Source organism: Actinokineospora enzanensis DSM 44649, from assembly GCF_000374445.1.
Taxonomy (GTDB): domain Bacteria; phylum Actinomycetota; class Actinomycetes; order Mycobacteriales; family Pseudonocardiaceae; genus Actinokineospora; species Actinokineospora enzanensis.
This window is the reverse complement of sequence record NZ_KB894405.1, coordinates 460,640-480,099: the sequence shown is the minus strand read 5'-3', so window position 1 is coordinate 480,099 and position 19,460 is coordinate 460,640. Positions and strand designations below refer to the sequence as shown.

Annotated in this window: 18 protein-coding genes; 7 read left to right on the top strand and 11 right to left on the bottom strand. The window is 70.3% G+C overall.

Annotated features, from left to right (window positions below; genetic code table 11):
- Positions 1-187: 187 nt before the first annotated feature.
- On the bottom strand, positions 188-1,519 hold the full coding sequence (locus C503_RS0106730) for a glycosyl hydrolase family 18 protein (RefSeq protein WP_018681428.1): 1,332 nt from the start codon (positions 1,517-1,519) through the stop codon (positions 188-190).
- Positions 1,520-1,944: 425 nt separating this feature from the next.
- On the opposite strand from C503_RS0106730, the gene C503_RS0106725 reads away from it, so the two are divergent.
- A complete protein-coding gene (locus C503_RS0106725) occupies positions 1,945-2,673 on the top strand; it encodes a phosphatase PAP2 family protein (RefSeq protein ID WP_018681427.1) in 729 nt (242 codons plus the stop codon).
- Positions 2,674-2,708: 35 nt separating this feature from the next.
- Here C503_RS0106725 and C503_RS0106720 read toward each other — a convergent pair whose 3' ends face one another.
- Positions 2,709-3,086: a PPOX class F420-dependent oxidoreductase gene (locus C503_RS0106720; RefSeq protein WP_018681426.1), complete on the bottom strand. Its 378-nt coding sequence runs from the start codon at positions 3,084-3,086 to the stop codon at positions 2,709-2,711.
- A 13-nt stretch (positions 3,087-3,099) separates the two neighbouring features.
- Positions 3,100-3,693, bottom strand: a complete 594-nt coding sequence (locus C503_RS0106715; RefSeq protein ID WP_018681425.1) for a dihydrofolate reductase family protein — start codon at positions 3,691-3,693, stop codon at positions 3,100-3,102.
- Between the two features lie 90 nt (positions 3,694-3,783).
- Here C503_RS0106715 and C503_RS0106710 point away from each other — a divergent pair, with 90 nt between their 5' ends.
- Complete coding sequence (locus C503_RS0106710) at positions 3,784-4,236, top strand: winged helix-turn-helix transcriptional regulator (protein WP_018681424.1); 453 nt, start codon at positions 3,784-3,786, stop codon at positions 4,234-4,236.
- Between the two features lie 220 nt (positions 4,237-4,456).
- On the opposite strand, the gene C503_RS0106705 is transcribed toward C503_RS0106710, so the two are convergent.
- The 4 genes from C503_RS0106705 to C503_RS0106690 form a co-directional block, all read right to left on the bottom strand.
- The gene (locus C503_RS0106705) at positions 4,457-5,032 is read right to left on the bottom strand and encodes a hypothetical protein (RefSeq protein WP_156893022.1); all 576 of its coding nucleotides are present in this window, start codon (positions 5,030-5,032) and stop codon (positions 4,457-4,459) included.
- Between the two features lie 201 nt (positions 5,033-5,233).
- Positions 5,234-6,436 carry an ATP-grasp domain-containing protein gene (locus tag C503_RS38275; protein ID WP_018681422.1) on the bottom strand — a complete coding sequence of 401 codons (1,203 nt, stop codon included), beginning with the start codon at positions 6,434-6,436 and terminating at the stop codon, positions 5,234-5,236.
- 3 nt (positions 6,437-6,439) lie between these two features.
- Positions 6,440-7,699 (bottom strand): ATP-grasp domain-containing protein, encoded by a 1,260-nt coding sequence (locus C503_RS0106695; protein WP_018681421.1) that lies wholly within the window; start codon positions 7,697-7,699, stop codon positions 6,440-6,442.
- Positions 7,700-7,726: 27 nt separating this feature from the next.
- Positions 7,727-9,499, bottom strand: a complete 1,773-nt coding sequence (locus tag C503_RS0106690; RefSeq protein ID WP_018681420.1) for a hypothetical protein — start codon at positions 9,497-9,499, stop codon at positions 7,727-7,729.
- Positions 9,500-10,363: 864 nt separating this feature from the next.
- On the opposite strand from C503_RS0106690, the gene C503_RS38270 reads away from it, so the two are divergent.
- The 5 genes from C503_RS38270 (at position 10,364) to C503_RS0106660 (ending at position 15,803) form a co-directional block, all read left to right on the top strand.
- A complete protein-coding gene (locus C503_RS38270; RefSeq protein WP_018681419.1) occupies positions 10,364-11,617 on the top strand; it encodes an MFS transporter in 1,254 nt (417 codons plus the stop codon).
- Positions 11,618-11,730: 113 nt separating this feature from the next.
- Positions 11,731-12,318, top strand: a complete 588-nt coding sequence (locus C503_RS0106675) for an ArsR/SmtB family transcription factor (protein WP_018681418.1) — start codon at positions 11,731-11,733, stop codon at positions 12,316-12,318.
- A complete protein-coding gene (locus C503_RS0106670) occupies positions 12,315-13,544 on the top strand; it encodes an MFS transporter (protein WP_018681417.1) in 1,230 nt (409 codons plus the stop codon). The genes C503_RS0106675 and C503_RS0106670 overlap by 4 nt, the downstream gene beginning before the upstream one ends.
- A gap of 55 nt (positions 13,545-13,599) precedes the next feature.
- On the top strand, positions 13,600-14,196 hold the full coding sequence (locus C503_RS0106665) for an acyl-CoA-like ligand-binding transcription factor (protein ID WP_018681416.1): 597 nt from the start codon (positions 13,600-13,602) through the stop codon (positions 14,194-14,196).
- Positions 14,197-14,261: 65 nt separating this feature from the next.
- Entirely contained in the window at positions 14,262-15,803 is a 1,542-nt protein-coding gene (locus C503_RS0106660; RefSeq protein WP_018681415.1) for an FAD-dependent monooxygenase, read from the top strand.
- 72 nt (positions 15,804-15,875) lie between these two features.
- On the opposite strand, the gene C503_RS0106655 is transcribed toward C503_RS0106660, so the two are convergent.
- From C503_RS0106655 to C503_RS0106640, 4 genes are read right to left on the bottom strand one after another with little or no spacing between them, the layout of a single operon-like run.
- Positions 15,876-16,697 (bottom strand): MerR family transcriptional regulator, encoded by an 822-nt coding sequence (locus C503_RS0106655; protein WP_018681414.1) that lies wholly within the window; start codon positions 16,695-16,697, stop codon positions 15,876-15,878.
- A gap of 36 nt (positions 16,698-16,733) precedes the next feature.
- Complete coding sequence (locus tag C503_RS0106650) at positions 16,734-17,573, bottom strand: TrmH family RNA methyltransferase (RefSeq protein WP_018681413.1); 840 nt, start codon at positions 17,571-17,573, stop codon at positions 16,734-16,736.
- 27 nt (positions 17,574-17,600) lie between these two features.
- Positions 17,601-18,638: a methyltransferase domain-containing protein gene (locus C503_RS0106645; protein ID WP_018681412.1), complete on the bottom strand. Its 1,038-nt coding sequence runs from the start codon at positions 18,636-18,638 to the stop codon at positions 17,601-17,603.
- A gap of 59 nt (positions 18,639-18,697) precedes the next feature.
- Positions 18,698-19,453: a methyltransferase gene (locus tag C503_RS0106640; protein WP_018681411.1), complete on the bottom strand. Its 756-nt coding sequence runs from the start codon at positions 19,451-19,453 to the stop codon at positions 18,698-18,700.
- Positions 19,454-19,460 lie beyond the last annotated feature (7 nt).

The following is a 19,460-nucleotide window of genomic DNA, read 5'->3' as shown; positions in this document are numbered from 1 at the left end:
CCACTTCATACCGATCGGGGTTACACGGGACCGGGGGCTCGGTTCACGGCTCCCGGGGATGCTCGGCAAACCGACCGCGCCGCTACGAGAAACCGCTACGAGAAAGAGCCCGTCCGGCCACACAGGGCTGAGGCCGGACGGGCTCTTCGTTCTGGCACAGGCTGGGACTATCCGGTACAGGCTGGGACTAGCGGCCCTGCAACGATCTGACGTTGTCGCCGAAGCTCCAGCTCTTCGAGCCGTCCCAGTTGAGCGACCAGGTCATCAGCCCCTTGAGGCTGCCGCCGCCGGTGGTGCTCCACGCCTGGGACACGAGCGAGGGCGTCATGTAGCCGCCACCCGCGCCGGGCTGCGCGGGCAGACCCGGGACCTGCTTGTCGTAGGGCACCTTGATGGTGGTGCCCTGGATGGTCAGGCCGTTGTTCAGGCAGTCGGTCTGCACCTTGAAGCCCTGGACCGTGGCCGCCTGGTACGAGTCACCGCTGCAGCCGTACATGCTGCCGTTGTAGTACTGCATGTTCAGCCACCAGAGGCGGCCGTTGTCCACGTACTTCTTGATGATCGGCAGGTAGGCGCCCCAGATCGAGCCGTAGGTGACGCTGCCGCCGGTGACGTACGCGGTCTCCGGGGCCATCGTGAGACCGAAGTTGGACGGCATCTGGCCCAGCACGCCGTCGATGATGCGGATCAGGTTGGACTGCGACGCGGACAGCGTGTTGATGCTGCCCGAGCCCGACAGGCCGGTCTCGATGTCGATGTCGATACCGTCGAAGTTGTACTTCTTCAGGATCGGCACGATGGTGGCCACGAACTTGTCCGCCACGGTGGCCGAGTTCAGGTCGATGCCTGCGGCCGCGCCGCCGATCGACATGAGGATCGTCTGGCCGGAGGCCTTCGCCGCGCACATCTCCGCGGGCGTGGACACCTTGACGTTGCTGTCCATGCCGTCTTCCCACAGCACGGTGCCGTCCCCGCGGATCACCGGGAACGCGGCATTGAGCACGTTGTAGCCGTGCTGGCGGATCACCGGGTTGGTGACCGGCGTCCAGCCGAACGGCGGGTGCACGCCGTTGATGGAACCGTCCCAGTTCTCCCAGTAGCCGACGAGGACCTTGCCAGCGGGCCTCGACTTGACCGCGCAGGTCTCGCCGCCGGGGGTGGTGGTCGTCGTGGTCGGCGGGGTCGTGGTCGTCGTCGTGGTGGTGCTCGTGTTCGGCGGGGTGGTGGTCGTGGTGGTGGTCGTCGTTGTCGTGGTCGTCGTCGTTGTCGTGGTCGAGGTGGGCGGGTTGCCGTCGCAGGCACCCTCGTCCGACCACAGCGACTTCGACGCGGCGGGGTTCCAGCCCGCGCCCGGCCACGCGGTGTGCGCGACCCTGGCCTTGTAGAGCCGGTTCTGGTAGGTCACCTGGGCCCCGGCGGCGTAGTTCGTGCCCTCGGCCCACGCGGGGGCGCTACAGGGCACGAGCGCGGACGGCGCGGCCGACGCAGGCCCGCCCCCCACCGCGAGCGCGGTCGCCACAATAATGGCAACACTGGCAACCATCGCGATCACTAATCTCTGGGATCTCGTCAATCTTGATGGTAAAGAAAAGTTCCACATACTGTGATTATCATAAACCGTCCAGTCCATGTCCATACTTGCGCGCGCCCGCGACCCGGCGCCACCGGCCCGCTGTCACGCTTTCCGAGATCGGGTGCCGTGTGTCCGGTTACGGAGTGTTTCACCGCGTTCCCAGAATAGGGGGCGATTCGGTCGACCGCCGAGATGTCGGGTGTCCGATGACGTGCGCCGGGCCGGGCAGCGCGCGGGCCGGGCAGGCTCGGTGCATCTTGATCCGCAGCACCGTTCGGCCTCCCCGCCGCGCCGCCCGCACCAGCGACGACGCCCTGTCCCGGTCCGGACCACACCGATTTGACGTGGTGGCTGGGTAGGCTCCGGGGCGCATGGGGGTCTTGTCGCCGCGGCGCGTGTGGTCGAAGTGGTATTTCGAGGTGCCACTGCTGGTTGTCGGGTATTTATTGTTCGGGCTGGCTCGGGCGGCCGTCGATCGAGGTGAACCTGCCGCCACCGATAACGCGTTGTGGGTTCAGCGGGCGGAACGGGCTCTCCATATCGCTATCGAGGATCCGTTCAACCAGGCGATGCTGGGAAGCTCCGCCGCGATCTATCTGACCGGATACTTCTATCGGTTCAGCGTATTCGCCGTCCCGGTCGTCCTGGTCTGGCTCTATATTCGGAAGCGGGAGCGGTACGGGCGGTTGCGAACCGCGCTGGTGGTGGTGATGTTGCTGGACCTGCCATTGGTGTGGCTTTGCCCGGAAGCGCCACCGCGCTTTGCCCAGCCGGGGATTGTCGACTACATGGCCACCTACGACATTCTCGGCGGCGCGGCCGCGCGGGTCCCGCACGCGGGGGCGAACCTGTTGGCTGCCATGCCGAGCATGCACGTCGCCTGGACGACCTGGTGCGGCTATGCGGTGTGGTCGGCTCTACGCGAACGCGCACCTCGGGTCGCTTGGTCGGCTTGGGGGTATCCGGTGCTGACCGCGCTTGTCGTGATTGTCACCGGACATCACTACGTGCTCGACGTCCTGGCCGGGGTGGCACTCACGGGAGTCGCGGTCGGTTTGACCACCTGGGGCCGTCGGATGGTCGCGCGCGGTCGGGAGTGACCGGCGCTTCTGTCTATAAAGGACGACCGAGACGGTCAGCCGATGATTTGGCGGTCCGGCTCGATGAGCGCGACGACGCGCTGTTCGTCCCGGCCGTAGGGCCTGCCGATGTACTTCGTCGAGATGCGGTCGACGATTTCCCAGGCGGGGTCGCCCGCCAGCCATTCGACGACCCGGCCGCGCAGGATGACCGGTCGGAACGGGTTGTCGGCGGGGGTCAGGGAGACGGCGACGCGCGGATCGCGGTGCAGGTTGCGGGCCTTGCGGCTGTCCGGGCCGGTGAGGATCACGACGTGGTCGCCGTGGGTGCCGATCCAGACCGGGACCGAGTGCGGGGCGCCGTCGGGCAGGAGGGTGGCAAGGTGGGCGATCGGGGTGCCGTCGAGGACGCGGCGGATGTCGGGGTTCAGCATCGTCGGCTCCGGCTTATCGCTTGATCAGGTAGTGCAGGTGGGTGACGCCGGGGGCCGGGACGGCCTCGACGAGGTCGAGGCGCACGTGCTCGGGCAGCGGCTGGAAGAAGGGTCGGCCCGCGCCGAGGAGGATCGGGACCTGGTGCAGGACGAGCTCGTCGACCAGCCCCGCCTTGAGCGCCTCGGTCATGACGCCGCCGCCCATGAGCCCGACGTCCTTGCCGTCGGCGGCCGCGCGGGCGGCCGCGATCGCGTCCTCGATACCGGTGGTGACGAGCGTCTGTCGTTCGCTCACCTGCGGTAACGGGCGGTGGCTCAGCACCACCAGCCGCGCCGCCGGGTGCGGGCTGCCGCCACCGAAACCGTCGGAGTCCTCATAGGTGTTGCGCCCCGCCACGACCGCGCCGACGCGGCCCGCGAGGGCGTCGAAGACCCTGGCGCTGGGCTCGCTGAGCCGGAACCCGTCGAAGACGCGGCTGGGGGTGTCGCCGTCGAAATACCAGTCGAACAGCATCGACCCGGTGCCGAGTCCGTGCCCGGGGCCCGGCTCGCGGCCGGTGATGTACCCGTCGACCGATACCGACAGGGCGCCGATGACCTTGCTCATCCTCGCGTTCCCTTCCAAGTTCCTTCAGGAGACTCCGCAACCGTAGCAGCTTGAGTTCCCTCAGGGAACCCCACGCGCTAGACTGGCCACATGCAGCGCACCGACTTCGGCAGCATGACCTGCTCGATCGCGCGGACCCTGGACGTCATCGGGGAACCCTGGTCCCCCCTCGTCCTCCGGGACGTCTGGGTCGGGCTCACCCGGTTCGAGCAGCTCCAGGCCGACCTCGGCATCTCCCGCAAGGTCCTCACCGAACGCCTGAACCACCTCGTCGACGCGGGCATCCTCGACCGCCGCCCCTACGACCGCCGCCCCCGCTACGAGTACGTCCTCACCGAGAAGGGCACCGAACTCGTCGACCTCCTCCTGGTCATGGCCCACTGGGGCGACAAGTGGCTCGCGGGCCCGGCAGGACCCCCGGTCCTCCACCGCCACCACGCGTGCGGCGAGATCACCACCGTCGACCTCCGCTGCACCCACTGCGGCGAACCGATGCACGCCACGGACGTCGACCTGCTGCCCGGTCCCGGCGCGACATCCTGACCTGCTTCGAGCCACGAGACCGGGTGGCCCTCGCCCGTATCCACGCGGCAGCGGACTCCGCCGTGCTCGGCATGATCGACGAGGCGCGAGAACGGCTGCGGGGCGCGCTCGGCGAACTGCGGCACCTGGCCCGCGGGAGCACAGCGTCGGCTACCTCCTGGAGGATCGGGTCGCCGACGAGGTGGAACAAGGACCACAACCAGGCGGGATGGCCGGGAACTCAGGCGAGGGCGCGGACGAGGCCGTGCAGCCAGGTGTCGTAGGTGCTGGTCGCGTAGATCTGTTCGGGGACCAGGTACAGGGAGCTGCCGACCCGGCGGACACGGTCCTCCACGATCGGCAGGACGGTGATCCGAATGGCGAAGGGGGCGGCCTCGTGGCCGATCTCGGCTTCGACGGCCCGGACGATGTCGCCCTCTCGGCCGTGCGGCCTGCTCATGGCGGCGCGTTTGCGGCGCGAGTGCCAGGTGTCGGCCTCGGGCCAGCGGGCGGCGACCACGGCCTGCAGTGCGGGATGGTCCGCGAGGCCTGCGAAATCGGGCGGGGCGAACCTCGATATGTCGGCGAAGGTCGGATCGGTGCGCGTGCGGTGGGCGACGAGGGTTTCCCACCAGCGCAGCCATCCGTCGGTGAGGTCGGCGGGGCGCGGTGTGGATGGGTCGGGCAGGGGTGTCAGGTCGGTCTCGCCGACGACGTCCACGTCGATGCGTTCGGCGGCGCGGAACCACAGGGCCCAGTCGAAGCCCTGGTCAGAGGGTTTGACGCCGATCGACCACGACTCCGGTCCCGAGAACATCCCGACCACCCCCCCATCCCACACTCCCGCGAATCACCGCCGTTGTCCAGTTCGGTGGCCCCGGTCGCGGCCGGATCCGCTCGACGTCGGCCATCGGGAGTTCGCCGTCGTCGTGGACGAGGATGACGCCGTTCCGGTCTCCCACCGTCGAGGACGACCGGACGGCTGCTGGGGCGGCGCACCTCGGAAAGGGCTTCTCCGTCAGCGACGGATGTCGATGCGCAGGCCTGCCAGCAGGTCATGCAGAGTCTCGTCGACCGCCGCCCGGGTGGGTCCGCCCACGACGAGCACGCCGTGTCGGTCCGCGGAGCCTCGGATGGGACCGATGACGTCGCCCGGTCGGACCGACAGGTGGGCCGTGATCACCGCGGGATGGGACACCGCGTCCGTCCATCCCCCGACGGAATGGACGGTGCCCGGTGGCAGCAGCAGGAACTCGACGCCCGCGGCGGTGGCGGGTGGCGGGATGTCGGCGACCTCGCCGAACAGGTCGTCGATGAGCAGGCCGTACAGCTCCAGGCCGGGGCGGGTGTGCTCGACCATGGCGTGGATGAAGTCGCCGCCGGGGCGGGCGTGGACCTCGCCCAATACCACGGTGTCGTCGTCGACCCAGAACTCGACGTGGAAGATGCCGTGGGTGATGCCGATGACCCGCAGGGCCGCCTCGATCTCGGCGTGGGCCGTGGCGGCGGTGGCCGGGTCGAGGTCGGCGGGCATGCGGTGGCCGGTCTCCACGAAACCCGCGCCGGTCGTCTTGGCGGTCAGGGCGAGCACCCGGGGTCGGCCCGCGAGCAGTACGCCCTCGGCGGAGAACTCCCGTCCGGACACGAAAGTCTCGACCAGGAACGGTGTTCCGGCGGGTAATCGGGACACGGCATCGGACAGATCCGCCGGTGAGCGCACCAGGGATACGCCGACGCTGCCCATGCCGTCGCGTGGCTTGACCACCCAGGGGCCGCGGGTGCGGGCGACGAAAGCCGTCGCGGCTGCCAAATCCTCGGCCACCGCGCATTCCGGCTGACGGAATCCCTTGTCCCGCAACAGCTCCCGACACAAGTCCTTGGTGCGGATGGTGTGCGCGACAGCGGGATCGTTGCCCGCCAGGCCCAACGCGGACGTGGCGGCGGCCACCGACTCGACGCACATCTCCCGGAACGTGAGCACGGCGCCGATGCCCGCGCGGCCGTTCGCCCACGACCGCACCGCGTCCGGCGAGTGCACGTCCAGCACCGCGGTCTCACCGACCACACCGGACACATCAGCCGCGGCCAGGTTCGCCGCGGTGTCCGCGCCGATCACCCGCACGTCCCGGCGGGCGGCCTGCTCGGCCACCCGGCGCATCTGGTCGCGGCCGTGCGGCGTGGTCGAGGCACAGCCCAGGACCAGGAGAGTCCGATCAGCCACGGGTCAGCCCTCCGCCGGGGTGACGCGCACGGTCACCGCGTCGACCGCCCGGAGCAGCGTCGCGCGGACCGCCTCGGCCGAGTCGCCGACCGCGAGGACCGCGCCGATCGTGCCGGACATGTAGTCGGCGGGCGGCAGGGCCACCTTCGCGCCTGCCGCGCGTTCCACGATCGCGTGCCGCACGCCCGGCACGCCCAGCGCCTCGGCGAGGCCGTCGACGCCCGCGAGCACGCCGTCCCGGTCGGCCATGATCTTCCGCACGCCCGAGTACAGGCCGTCGCCCGCGGGCAGGACCGGCTCGCGCCCGGTGGCCACCCGGATCACGTTCTCCGCGAACGGCACCCCGGTCGCCAGGCCGACCAGGTGCGAGGTGATGAAATCGCCGCCCACCCTGGCCGCCACCTCGACCAGCTTCGCCGTGCCCGCCGGGGACACCATGCACTCCAGGTGGAACGTGCAGTCGTCCAGGCCGAGCGCGCCGATCACGACCTCGGTCAACCGGCGCACCTCGGCCAGCGTGGACTCGGGCAGGCTGCTCGGGAAGACGTGCGCGACCTCCAGCCGGAACGGCTCGCTGGTCTCCTTGTCGGTGACGCCCGCGATGTGCAGGCGGCCGCCGGTGACGAAGCCCTCGACGCTGTGCTCGGTGCCGACCAGGAACTCCTCGACGATCAGCTCCCCCGGGTTGCCGGTGAACGCCTTGTCCACCTCCGGCCGGGTGTAGCGGACCAGCTCGTCGAACGCCGCGCGCAGGTCGTCCTCGCCGCGCAGCACGAAGATGCCCTTGCTGCCGGAGCCGGAGGTCGGCTTGAGCACCGCCGGGTAGCCGATGTCCGCGACCGCCTTGGTCAGCTCTGCCCACTCGGTGACCCGGGCGAACCGCGGGATCGCCTCCGGGTGGTCGACCAGCGCCTGCCGCATCAGGAACTTGTTGCGGGCCGCGCGCGCCGCCGCGACCGACGGGGCGGGCAGGCCCAGCCTGGCGGCGATCCGGCTGACCGTCTCGACGTCCCGGTCGGACCAGGTGACCACGCCCGCGACGGTGTGCTCGGCGGCGATCGCGTCCACCGCGGCGTCCACCGCGGCGAGGTCGAAGGTGTCCACCTTGTGCACCGTGCGCACGATCCGCTCGGGCAGCCCGGCGGGAACGCTGTCGGCGATCAGTGCGACACCGTGGCCCTGTCGGTGCGCCGCCTCGATCGCCGCGCCGTGCTCCAGGTGGGTGCGGCGGGTGTTGAGGAAGATGACGACGGGCTTGGACATGCTGACGGTCCTCACTGGCTCTGGTCGTTACCGGGCGGTGGCGAGCGTCGACGAATACCGGGCCTGGTACCACGGATTGTCGAAATCGAGGATACCGGGATCGGCGGCGCCGTCGGCGAACGCGTCGACCCGCGCCTGGTACAGGCAGCGCAGCAGCTCGCCGACGGCGGTGCCCGCGCGGAGGTCGTCGAGCGTGTACGGCTCGCCGAACGCGCGCATCAGGCGGAAGTCGAACATGCCGGGCCGGTGCTCGCCCGCCATGGCGACACCGAACGGCACGCGGATGGCGTAGCGCACGCCGTTGGCCACGTGTCCGGTGTGGTGCTGGTCGGACCAGTCCGTCAGATCGGACATCGTGGGGGCGAAGAACCAGTCCCGTTCGTCCGCGCGCTCGTGCATGCCGATGGTGTGCGGCAGGTAGTGCCAGCCGTTGTAGCGCATCCGCGCGCTGATCGCGCGCAGCACCTGGGGCAGCTCGTCCGCGGCCGCGGCGAAGTGCTCGACGAAGCCGCGGCTGGGGGTGACGCAGCAGTAGAACGCGGTGGTGGTCCACTCCATCGCCTCGGGGCTGTCGGCGGCGACCATGGCGGCCAGCTCGCCGATCCGGCGCGGGCCGCGGGACATGCCGACGTCCGAGCCGATCGCCTCGGTGCCGACCATCACCAGTTCGTGCAGCACCTGTTCGAAGCGGGTGCTGAAACCGTCCGCGCCGGAACCGTTGAGCGCGGGCATGGCCGCCTCGAACGCCGTGCGGAGTTCCGCGAAGTCGGCGGGGATCGGGCAGTCGAGTTCTCGTGCCGCCGCGCGGACGACCGCGGTGGGCACGTCGGCGATGGTCACCGGGTCGTGGGCGAGGGTTTCCCGCTTGTTCAGGTTGAGCCCCTGGATGACGCGGTAGGGCCGGGCGCCCGCGGCCGTCGCCGTCGCGCGGCCCTCGGCGCAGGTCTCGGCGAGCAGCTGGAGTGCCTGCCCCGTCGGAAGTCCGTCGATCGGAGGTCGCCCGACCCGGTAGTCGTCGATCTTGCGTCGGAGGAAGGCGAGCAGCCGGTCCGGGCGCAGCTGGGTGCCGCTGAACTCCTCGGCGCGGACGGCCGGGCCGGAGCTGATCAACGCGTGCAGGCAGGCCAGGAAGCAGGCGTCACGCACGTCCCAGTCGGTGATCTCGGTCTCCGCCAGGGACTTCAGCCTGCATCGGTCCGAGTCCGGGCGCACGGACTTGCCGACCAGGTTGCTGGACTTGCCCAGGTTGCCGTAGTGCGCGGTGCCGGTGTAGAGCTGCACGGGAGCCATGTGCAGCAACGAGAACCGGATCTTCTCGATCATCGCGTCGACCCGGGTCCGGGGCAGTCCGGCCAGCCAGTCGCGGATGTCGACCGCCTCATCGAAGTCCCGAGTGGACAGACGGGCCAGCTCGGCGGCCAGGCCCGTGGGCCTGCCATTGGGCCAGTGGACGTATCCGACCGGGTGTCCGTCGTTCTCTTGGTCGTCGTTCTCTTGGTCGCTGTTCTCCTGGTCGCTGTTCTCCTGGTCACCGAACAGCAGGCGGGCACGGCCGGTGCGGGTGAGCACGAGCCGTTCACCCGATCCGGGCTCGGCGCGCAGTTCGGCGCGCGCCGCGCGGGCGGCGGCGAACAGGTGTTCCTCGGGCCGCGTCAGCGCGCGCAGGCCGATCTCCACCGGCACCCGGCCCGCCAGCGAGGCCGCGTGCTCGACCGCCTCGGCGACCGTCGCGCGCGCCGCGGCCTCGCTCGCCACCGACTCGACGAGCGCGGCGAAGCCTTCCGATCGCAGAATTCCCACGTCTTCCCCCAAAGAAGCGGTTCGCATGTCCGATTGGCATGGTGCGGAGCGGTCGGCTCCGCGATGACCCGATCCATGGCACAGCGCGACACGATCCGTCTTCGGATTCGGGCCGCACTCTCAGATTGTCAGCAGTCAGCAGTCAGAAGTCGGAACGTCTCGGAATGTCCGGGAGTCGACGACACAGGGTCTACCGGACGCCCGGCGTGGTCCGGGCGCTGCATTTCCCTTGCCACCCTACCCGCACCGCGGCGGTCACCGGGAGTCCATTTCGATGAATCCGTCAGGTCCGGACAGCCAACAACCAACCGACACGATGTGTGGTCGGCCGAAAAGTACCGAACCCTCGGCGGCCAGGTCAACGTGAATATCGAGGAGCGGACTTGTGATCACCGACACCTTGCCTCGGCCCCGGTCGACTGCGGAGCCTGGCGTGGAGACGGACATCGAGACCGCCGGAAAGTAATCGGCCACGGTGGATAGTCACCTCCGCCCCGCCCGGCGCGTCCCCACCTTTCGCTTATTGTCCACAGCGGAGTGGAGGAAATCGGACAACCCGCGTCGAGCGGCCTCCCCGGTCGCGCGTGGTCACCGGATCGAGGTAGGGAAGTACCCTCGGACGGTCCATCCAGGAGACCTGCCGGTGGACATCGGCCGTGGAACGAGTGAATGCGGTCAACCTGTTCTCCGTGGCGATGTACATTGGCGCTCGGTCCCGGTCATCGCGCCTGCTGTGGCGAGAAGTGGTCCGGCCTGACCGCGGGTGGGGTGTGGTTCCGCGGCCCGGACCCGGCGTCGTGCCTGCTCGGAACGGTGCGGCCGGTGGCGTACCGGGGTGGGGTCGGTGAGGAACGAGAGAGTGGGATGACGGAGACGCTCGTGCAGGAAGCGCGGTCCCGCCGGTTCCGGCTGCCCATGGAACCGGGCTCGCCCGCGCGCAGGCTCGTCGCCGTCTCCCTGGTGGACTCGCTGGGCACCGGCCTGTTCTTCGCGGGCTCGGTGCTGTTCCTGACCAGAAGCGTCGGTCTGACAGCAGGCCAGGTCTCGCTCGGCCTCGCGCTCGTCGGCCTCGTCGGCTTCCTCAGCTCGGTCCCGGTCAGCTCGCTCGGCGACCGGATCGGGCCGCTACGGCTGCTGATCGTGCTCCAGTTCTGGCGGTTCGTCGGGTTCTGCGGGTACGCGCTGGTGCACACGTTCCCGCAGTACCTGATCGTGGCGTTGTTCATCGCGCTCGGCGACCGGGTGTCCAATCCGGTCCTACAGGCGACAGTGGGACTCGCGGTCGGGGAATCGGAACGGGTCACGACGATGGCGTGGGTGCGCAGCACCCGCAACGTCGGCTACACACTGGGCGCCGCGCTGGCTTCGGGAGCGGTCGCGATCGGGACAGAGTGGAGCTACCGGGGGATCGTGCTCGGGGACGGGCTTTCGTTCCTGCTGGCGGGTTTCCTGCTCTGCCGCGTCCGACTTTCGCCCGCAGGCAGCGAAACCGGTGCTGCCGCCGTGCCGAAACGCCGGTTCCGGTACCTCCGGGACAGGCGGTACCTGGCGTTGACGGCGTTCAACGGCTTCCTGGCCCTGCACCTGAGCATGCTGACGGTCGGCATTCCGTTGTGGCTGTCGCAACGGACGGACCTGCCCGGTCCGTGGGTACCCGCGCTCGTGTTCGTCAACACGATCCTGGCCGTCCTGTTCCAGGCCGCCGTCGCGAGACGCCTCGGCTCCCTGCGGCGTGCGGGCATCGCCTGCCTCGGTGCCGCCGTCGCCCTCGCCGCCACCTGCGGCGTGTACGCGATCACCGCGAGCACCGCGGGCGTGCTCACCATCACACTGGCCATCACCGGCATCGTCGCCCTCACCACCGGCGAGCTCCTCCAGTCCGCGGGCGCCTGGGAGATCTCCTACGACCTCGCCCCGCCCGAACAGCGCGGCGTCTACCTGGGTGTGTTCAGCCTGGGCGTGGTCGGCGCCGAGATCCTCGGCCCCAGCCTCTACGGCGGCGTCGTACTGCCTCTCGGCCCGCTCGGCTGGGCCATCCTCGCCGCGTTGTTCCTGATCGCGGGCGCGGGCGTCTTCGCCCTCTGCCGCCGCGAACTCGACCGTCCCACCGCGGACTGACCCGCCCCTCTAGCCCCCTAAGCCGCGCCTGACCTGGGTGTTTGACGTGGCCCGGCCTGGCGTGCAACTCTGAAAGAGGTCTTTCGAAACAATCCTTTCAGAGTGGGGTGGGGATGGCCGAGCTACCGCCGCGGATGCGGGTTCGGGATGTCGAGTTGATGCGGGCGTTGGCGCATCCGCTCCGGGCCGCGCTGGTGAACTACCTGCTGGCCGTGGGGCCGCGGACGGCGAGCGAGTGCGCGACGGCGGTGGACTCGTCGGCGTCCAACTGCAGCTGGCATCTGCGACAGCTGGCCGGGTGGGGGCTGGTCGAGCGGGTCGAGGCGACGGACGCGCGGGAGCGGCCGTGGCGGGCGACGCAGGTGGGGCTGGACTTCGACGAGCTGGACACCGACCCGGCCATGCAGGCCGCCCAGCTCGCCGTGATGGGGGCGAACGTGGCGAACGACCAGGTGCTGACCCAGCGGTTCATCGACACCGTGGACGAGCTGGACCGGGAGTGGCGGCTCGCCGCGGCCATGGGCACCTACTCGTTGCGGGTCACCCCGGCCGAGCTGACGGAGCTGACCTCGTCCATCGACGCGCTGCTCCGCCCGTACACGACCACGATCCGCACCGACCCGCCCGCCGGGGCCCGCCCCGTGCATGCCAACTGGCGGGCGTTTCTTCGAATCGAAGCCGACGGGAATCCCAGTTCATGAGGGACCTGTTGCGGGAACGGGCGTTCGCGCGCCTGTGGATCGCGGGTCTGTTCGCCGAGACCGGTGAGTGGATGCTGCAGGTGGCGCTGCCGGTGTACGTCTACCAGGCGACCGGTTCGGCGGGCTCGACCGCGCTCACCATGGCGGCCGGGATCCTGCCGATGGTCCTGCTCAGCCCGGTCGCCGGGGTGCTGGCCGACCGGTGGGACCGGCGGCGGCTGCTCTGGGGCGTCTGCCTCGCCCAGGCCGTGGTCGCGGCGCCGCTGCTGGCCATGAGCGGGCACAGCGCGGTGTTGATCTACGTCGTGATGGCCGCGCAGTCCGCGTTGGCCTCGCTGTTCGAACCGAGCCGCAACGCGCTGGTACCGGCGCTGGTGGGAACGGAACGGCTCACCGCGGCCAACGGACTGATGGGGTTCAACAGCAGCATCTCCCGGCTGGCGGGCAGTTCCCTCGGCGGTCTCGTCCTCGGCACCAGCGGTCTCGGCTGGGTCGTCTGCGGCTACCTCGCCGCGCTCCTGGTCGCGGCCGCCCTGCTCCTCCCGCGCTTCACCCGACCGGCCACTCCCCCGCCCCGCCAACCGATGCTCGCCGCGTGGCTGGAAGGTCTCGCCGAGTTCCGGGACGAACGGCGGCTGCGGGTCACGGGCCTGGCACTGGGGCTGACCTCGCTGGCACAGGGCATGTTCCTGGTGTTGTTCGTGGTCTTCGTGACCGGTCCGTTGCACGGCGGCGACGCCCAGGTCGGGCTGTTGCGCGGCATCCAGGCCGTGGGCGGGCTCGCCGCCGGGGTGTCGATCGCGGCCCTGAGCCGACGGGTCGCGCCCGCGGTGTCGCTGGGGGTCGGCACGGTCGCGCTCGGGGTGCTGTCGGGCGTGATCTGGAACCTGCCGTCGCTGACCACGTCCGACTGGGTCTACCTCGTGCTGTTCGGCGCGGTCGGGGCGCCCGCGGTGTTCTGCACGGCGGGCGCGCTGACCATGGTCCAGACGAGTGCGCGGCCGGACCGCGCGGGCCGGGTGCTGGCCACGGCCTACGCGGGCATGGCCGGGTGCCAGACCGTCGGCATGCTGGCCGCGGGCGCGCTGGTGAGCGTCTGGTCCCTGGACGTGCTGCTCGACCTGCAGGCCGTGCTCCTCGTCGTCGCCGGTCTGGTCGCCCTGGTCGGCCTGCGCCGACGTGCGGAAACGCCGATCGAGCGGCCGGTGGCCCTTGTCTCCGGGTAAAACTTGCGTGCCGCGCATATTTTCGTGGCGCGCAACTTCGGGTACGGTGGCGGACATGGGTCTTCGGGAGCTCAAGAAGGAACAGACCCGGGAGGCGCTGAGCTGGGCGGCGATCCGGCTGACCGTCGAGCGGGGGTTCGACGCCGTGCTGGTCGAGGACATCGCGGCGGCGGTGGGGGTGTCGCCGCGGACGTTCAACAACTACTTCTCCGGCAAGGCGGAGGCCATCGCCGCCCGCAACCTCGACCGGGGCAAGCGGATCGTGGCGGCGCTGCGGGCCCGCCCCGCCGACGAACCGCTGTGGCAGGCGATCGCCGAGGCGGTGGCCACCGGGTTCATGACCATGCCCACCGGCACTTTCACGGAGAGCCCGCACTGGCACGCGGGCGTCAAGCTGATGATGCAACACCCGGCGTTGCAGGGCGAGGCCCTGCGCGCCAACGCCATCGTGGACGGTGCGATGGCGGTGGTGATCGCGGAACGAACCGGGACGGACCCGGAACAGATGTACCCGCAGCTGATCGCCCGCACGGTCGGGGCCGCCGTCCTGGTCGCCATGGAGCAATGGTGGCGGGCAGACTCGTCGGCCTCGTTCGAACCGTTCCTGCGCGAGGCGATCCAGCAGCTCGCCAATGGTCTGACCGCACCCTGACCCACGTTTGCCCGTCGCCCCCGCGGGGGCTGCTTCGCCATGCCCATTTTCCGGGAGGAACTGCCATGTCCTACGACGTCGTCATCGCGGGCGCGGGCCCGAACGGCCTGATGCTGGCCTGCGAGCTCGCCCTCGCGGGCGTCCGCCCGCTGGTGCTGGAACGGCTGCCCGAGGTCACCGAGCGCAACCGGGCCAACGGCCTGGTCGGCCAGGTGGTCCGGGTGCTCGACCACCGGGGCCTGTACCAGCGGTTGAGCGGGACTCCCGGACCACCGGAACCCGTCCCGCACTACACCTTCGGCGCGATGCGGCTGGAACTGTCCGACATCCCGGACAACCCGCTGTACATCATGGCCGTGCCGCAACAACGGGTGGAACAGGTACTGGAACAGCACGCAACGGAACTCGGCGTGGAGATCCGACGCGGCCATGAGCTGACCGGGTTGTCCCAGGATCCCGATGGCGTGAACATCGACGTGTCCGGTCCCGACGGTCCCGATCGGTTGCGGACCCGCTATCTGATCGGCGCCGACGGTGGGCACAGTGTGACCCGCAAGCTGTTGGACATCGGATTCCCGGGACGAACCCGGAACGACACCGTCTCCCGCACCGCGCACGTCACCGTTCCCGCGGAACTGGTCGGACCGTCCGGACTGGACGTTCCGGGATACGGGCTCGTCCCATCGTTCCTGCACCACCGCACGGAGCGCGGCCTGATCGGTTATGTCCCGTTCCCGGGCCGCCCGGCCATGCTGTTCACCCTCGAATGGGAACCGGCCCCGACCGACGGACCGATGACCCTGGACGAGCTGCGGGCGAGCGCGCACCGGGTGCTCGGCGTGGAACTCCCGCTTTCCGAACCCGCGGGCCCGGGACCACACCTGCTGCGGCGGGTCGAGGGCGGGAACACCCGACTGGCCGACCGGTACCGGGACGGCCGGGTGCTGCTGGTCGGCGACGCCGCACACGTGCACTCGGCGATCGGCGGTCCCGGGCTCAACCTCGGTCTCCAGGACGCGGTCAACCTCGGCTGGAAGCTCGCCGCCGTACTGCACGGCCAGGTCGGCCCCGACCTGCTGGACACCTACGAGACCGAGCGGCGACGGGCGGCCGAGCGGGTGATCACGCACACCGAGGCCCAGGGGATGCTGATCTCCCCCGGCTCCGCCACCACCGCCCTGCGCGAGGTGTTCGGCGAACTCCTGACCGACCCCGGCAACCGCCGCCACATCGCGGCCACGATGGCAGGCTCCGACGTCCGCTACGACCCTGGCCCCGATCCACACCCGCTCACCGGCCACTTCCTCGGCGACCGTCCGGTGTGGACCCGGGACGGCCGGACCCGACTGGCCGAACTGGCCCGATCCGCCCGCCCTCTGCTGTTGGACCTGGCAGGCGACCCGGCCACCGCCACCGCCGCGACCGACTGGCGAGACCGGGTCGACGCGATCACCGTCCGGGCGGACATCCCGGCCGGAGCCGTACTGATCCGCCCGGACGGCTATGTCGCCTGGGCCACCGACACGGCAGGCCAGCGTGGCCTGCGCGCGGCACTCACCCGCTGGTTCGGCACCGCATCGGTATCCGTGCCTGCCGGTCTGTCATGAGGCACGTCGGCGATGACATGGATGATGTGACGGTTCGGTCGGCGCCCTATCCGGCAGCCGACACCATTCAGCTCAGAGACAGGCGCTGCCACGGTCCCGGACAGGACACTGGAACTCGGCCACGTACTCGCCATCATCGAGATATTCGACAAAAACCTGCCGGTACACCCCATGAGATTCCAGATCATGGCTTTCCAGTGCGGCATCGATGGTGAGCCACGGATCGCCGGTGTCGTCCAGCGAGCGGCGATGGGTCACGACAGCCGCCCGCTCCACCGCAGGCAACTCGACCAGTTCCAGACCTGATACCGGAACAGCACCCGAAACAAGTGGGACACCCACCGCAACGTCGATCTTGGAACCGTCCGGGCGGCCAAAGTAGGTATGCACACGAAGGCCGTCCGGCACGCCCGCCGCAGTCAGCTGCCCGGTAAGCGACGCGGCCAGCGCGCGCACCATGGACTTGATCTCGCTGGTGTCGTTGACCTCGCCGCTGACCTGGGCGAGGCGCAGCGCGGGCAGGGATTGGAGCCGCAAGGTTTCGGTGGTCATGGACTGTTCCCTCTCGATCGCTCGGAGTCGCCGCTCCACCCCGGCCAGCCGCTCCCGGTCGGCCGCGATGCGCTGTTCCAGCTCGTCCCGGCGCAGCCGCAACATGTCCCGCAACCGCTCCACGGGCAGGTCGTCGAGGAGGGCGCGGCACTGGTCCAGTGTGAACCCGAGGTCCTTCAGCGCGACCAGACCGCTGACCCGGCCGACCTGCGCGGCCGAGTACCAGCGGTAGCCGGAGGCCGGGTCGATCCGCTGCGGCGCCACCAGCCCGAGGGCGTCGTAGTGCCGCAGCATCCGGACCGACACGCCGGTGCGGTGGGCGAGTTCTCCGATGCTCAACATGGTGAGCCGATTCCAGGCCGTGACACGGTGTCAGGGTCAAGGCCGCGGCGCGCGTTGGCGGGCGATCTCGTAGAGGGTGATCGAGGCGGCGACCGTGGCGTTGAACGAGCTGGCCGAGCCGACCATGGGGATGCTGATCGTGCTGTCGCAGTTCTCGGTCCAGAAGCCGCTCATGCCCGCGGTCTCGTTGCCGACGACGATCGCGGTCGGGCCGCGGAAGTCGTGGTCCCAGATGTCGGCGGCGGCGTCCTCGCTCGTCCCGACCACCCGGAACGGGACGGCGGAACGCAACCAGTCCAGGGCGGCGGCCGGGCTCGCGGCGCGGACGGCCGGGACGGCGAACAGCGAGCCACGGCTGGCCCGGACGGTCTTGGGGTCGTAGAGGTCGGCGGCGTGCCCGGTGATGATCACGCCGTCGGCACCGAGCGCGTCGGCGGAACGCAACAACGAGCCGATGTTCCCGGGACTGATGGGACGGTCGAGCACGACCACCACGCCGTCGGCACGCGGCCGGATCCGGTCGAGGTCGTCCGGCGGGGATTCCACGACGGCGATCAGCTCGGGGGTGTCCTCGTCCTTCTCGCCGAGGTCGTGCAACAGATCGGGAGCGAGGTGCACCACCTCGTCGGCAACCCCGCCGGTCACCAGGTCCCGGGCCCACTGCGAACGCACGTCACCCGCGTGCAGCAGGGCCCGGACCCGCCAGCCGTGCGCGAGCGCCTCGTTGATCGGCCGCACGCCCTGGACCAGGAACTCGCCCCGCCGGTGCCGGGCGTTCCGGTTCGTCAACAGGGACTCCCACTGTTGGAACCGGGCGTTGCGGCGACCCACCCGGGACTCGTCCGTCTTCGGGGGATGGCGCCTGACGTTGGACATGGCTCGTCTCTCTCGGATAACCGGCATTCACACGGTGAAGGTCACGACTGAGGGGTGCGCGCCGAACAGGCTCACCTGGCGGACGTCCCGCACCCGCAGCCCGGCGGCCTTCGCGGCGGTGAACTGGTCTTCCGCCTCGTGCAGCAGCAGCACGGCCTGCCCGGTGTCGGACAGCACCCGCCGGACCTCCCGATAGAGGCGTTCCGGTTGCGCGGACAGCGTGCCCTGTGCCGGAACCTGCCGGTCCCATGGCGGGTTGCTCACCACCCGATCCACCCGACCGGTGGCGACGGGCAGCCTGCCCGCGTCCGCCCTGAGCCAGGTTGTCGCGGGCCCGTTGGCGGTGGCCGCGGCGACGGCGCGCGGGTCGTGGTCGCTGCCCAGCAGCCGGGCCTCGGAGACGAGGGCGGCGGTCTCGATGAGGATGGTTCCGGTTCCGCAACAGGGGTCGAGCACGGTGTCGCCGGGCCTGACGCCTGCCAGCACGGCCATCGCGGCGGCCAGCGGCGGGTGCAGGGTTCCCCGGGTGGACTCCTGCTTGTAGTCGCGGCGGTGCAACGGACGGTCACCGATACGGAGGGCCAGTGCCGCGCGGGTGCCCTCGACCGTCACGCGGAAAGACAAGGTGCCTTCCGGCGGGGCCGCACCGCCACGCCGGGAGTGGTAGGGCAGGCCGAGGGCGCGGGAGAGCTCGATGCCGACGGCGTCCTCGATGTCGAACCGGTTGTAGTTGCGCTTGCCGAGGAAGGAGGCGGCGACGTCGACACCGGTCGCCGTGTCGGCACCACCGCAGCGGCCGCGTTGACGCAGGAGCTCGACGGGGTCGGCGGCGCGGGCGGCGGTGGTGAAGCGGACCAGGTCTGCCTTGGTGTGCCCGACCTCGTCGATGGCCGCGACCAGCAGGAACAGGTCGTCGATCGTGCGCAGGCCGAGCAGCCGGGGGTCCGGCTCCGGCGCGCTGAACCACACCTCGCGGTGCCGCTCCCGCCGCACCCGCCCGAACCCGGCGATCTCCCGCGCGGCGACATCCTCCAACCCACGCAGGGTCCTCGCCAGGAAACGCACGTGTTCGATCCCTTCCCGCCGGCGGGATTACCGGCCGTCACATCATAGAGCGGGGGTTTTCAGCGCCGGTGCCCGAGAAGGTGGAACACCCGGCTGAGCCCGCGGTACGGGTCCCGCAGACTCGCCTGCAACTCCACGGCGGCGACGACTTCGAGGTCGTCGGGATCGGGATCGCGCCAGTCGGTGAACAACCACACTCCGTACCAGGCCACCGGGTCGACCTCGCGGTCCCGCATCAGCTGGGACAGGTGGTCGACGGTGTCGGCCCGGGTGGAAGTCCCGAAAACTCCCGTTTCGGTTGCGGCATCGAACGCGGCCAACGCCTCGTCCCACCGCTGCTCGATCGCGGGCCGGACGGCGAGGGTGCGCGCGTTGAGAGCCATGATCGAGAGCAGACCACCGGGCGCCAGCGACCGACAGAGGGCGTCAAGCATGGGCTCGGGCTGGTCGAGGTACATGAGCACGCCATGGCAGAGGACGACGTCGAAGGTCTCGCCGTCCGCCTTCTCCCCCTCGGCCTGGATGAACCTGACCCGGTCCCGAACCGCCTCGGACTCGGTCGCGACCCGTTGCCTCGCCTTCGCCAGCATGGCCTCGGACGGGTCGAGGACCGTCACGTCGTAACCGAGCCTGGCCAACGGAAGGGATTGGTGCGCGGCTCCCCCACCCACGTCCAGGACGGAGGCGGGCGGGGCGGGGAGGTGGCGGAGCAGGTGCTGGTGCAGGACGTAGGTACGCACCTGCCCCTTCACCGTCGCATAGGCCCCTTCCACGAACGCGTCGGCGAGCGCGGCCCAGGCATCATCATCGGACACGACCGGA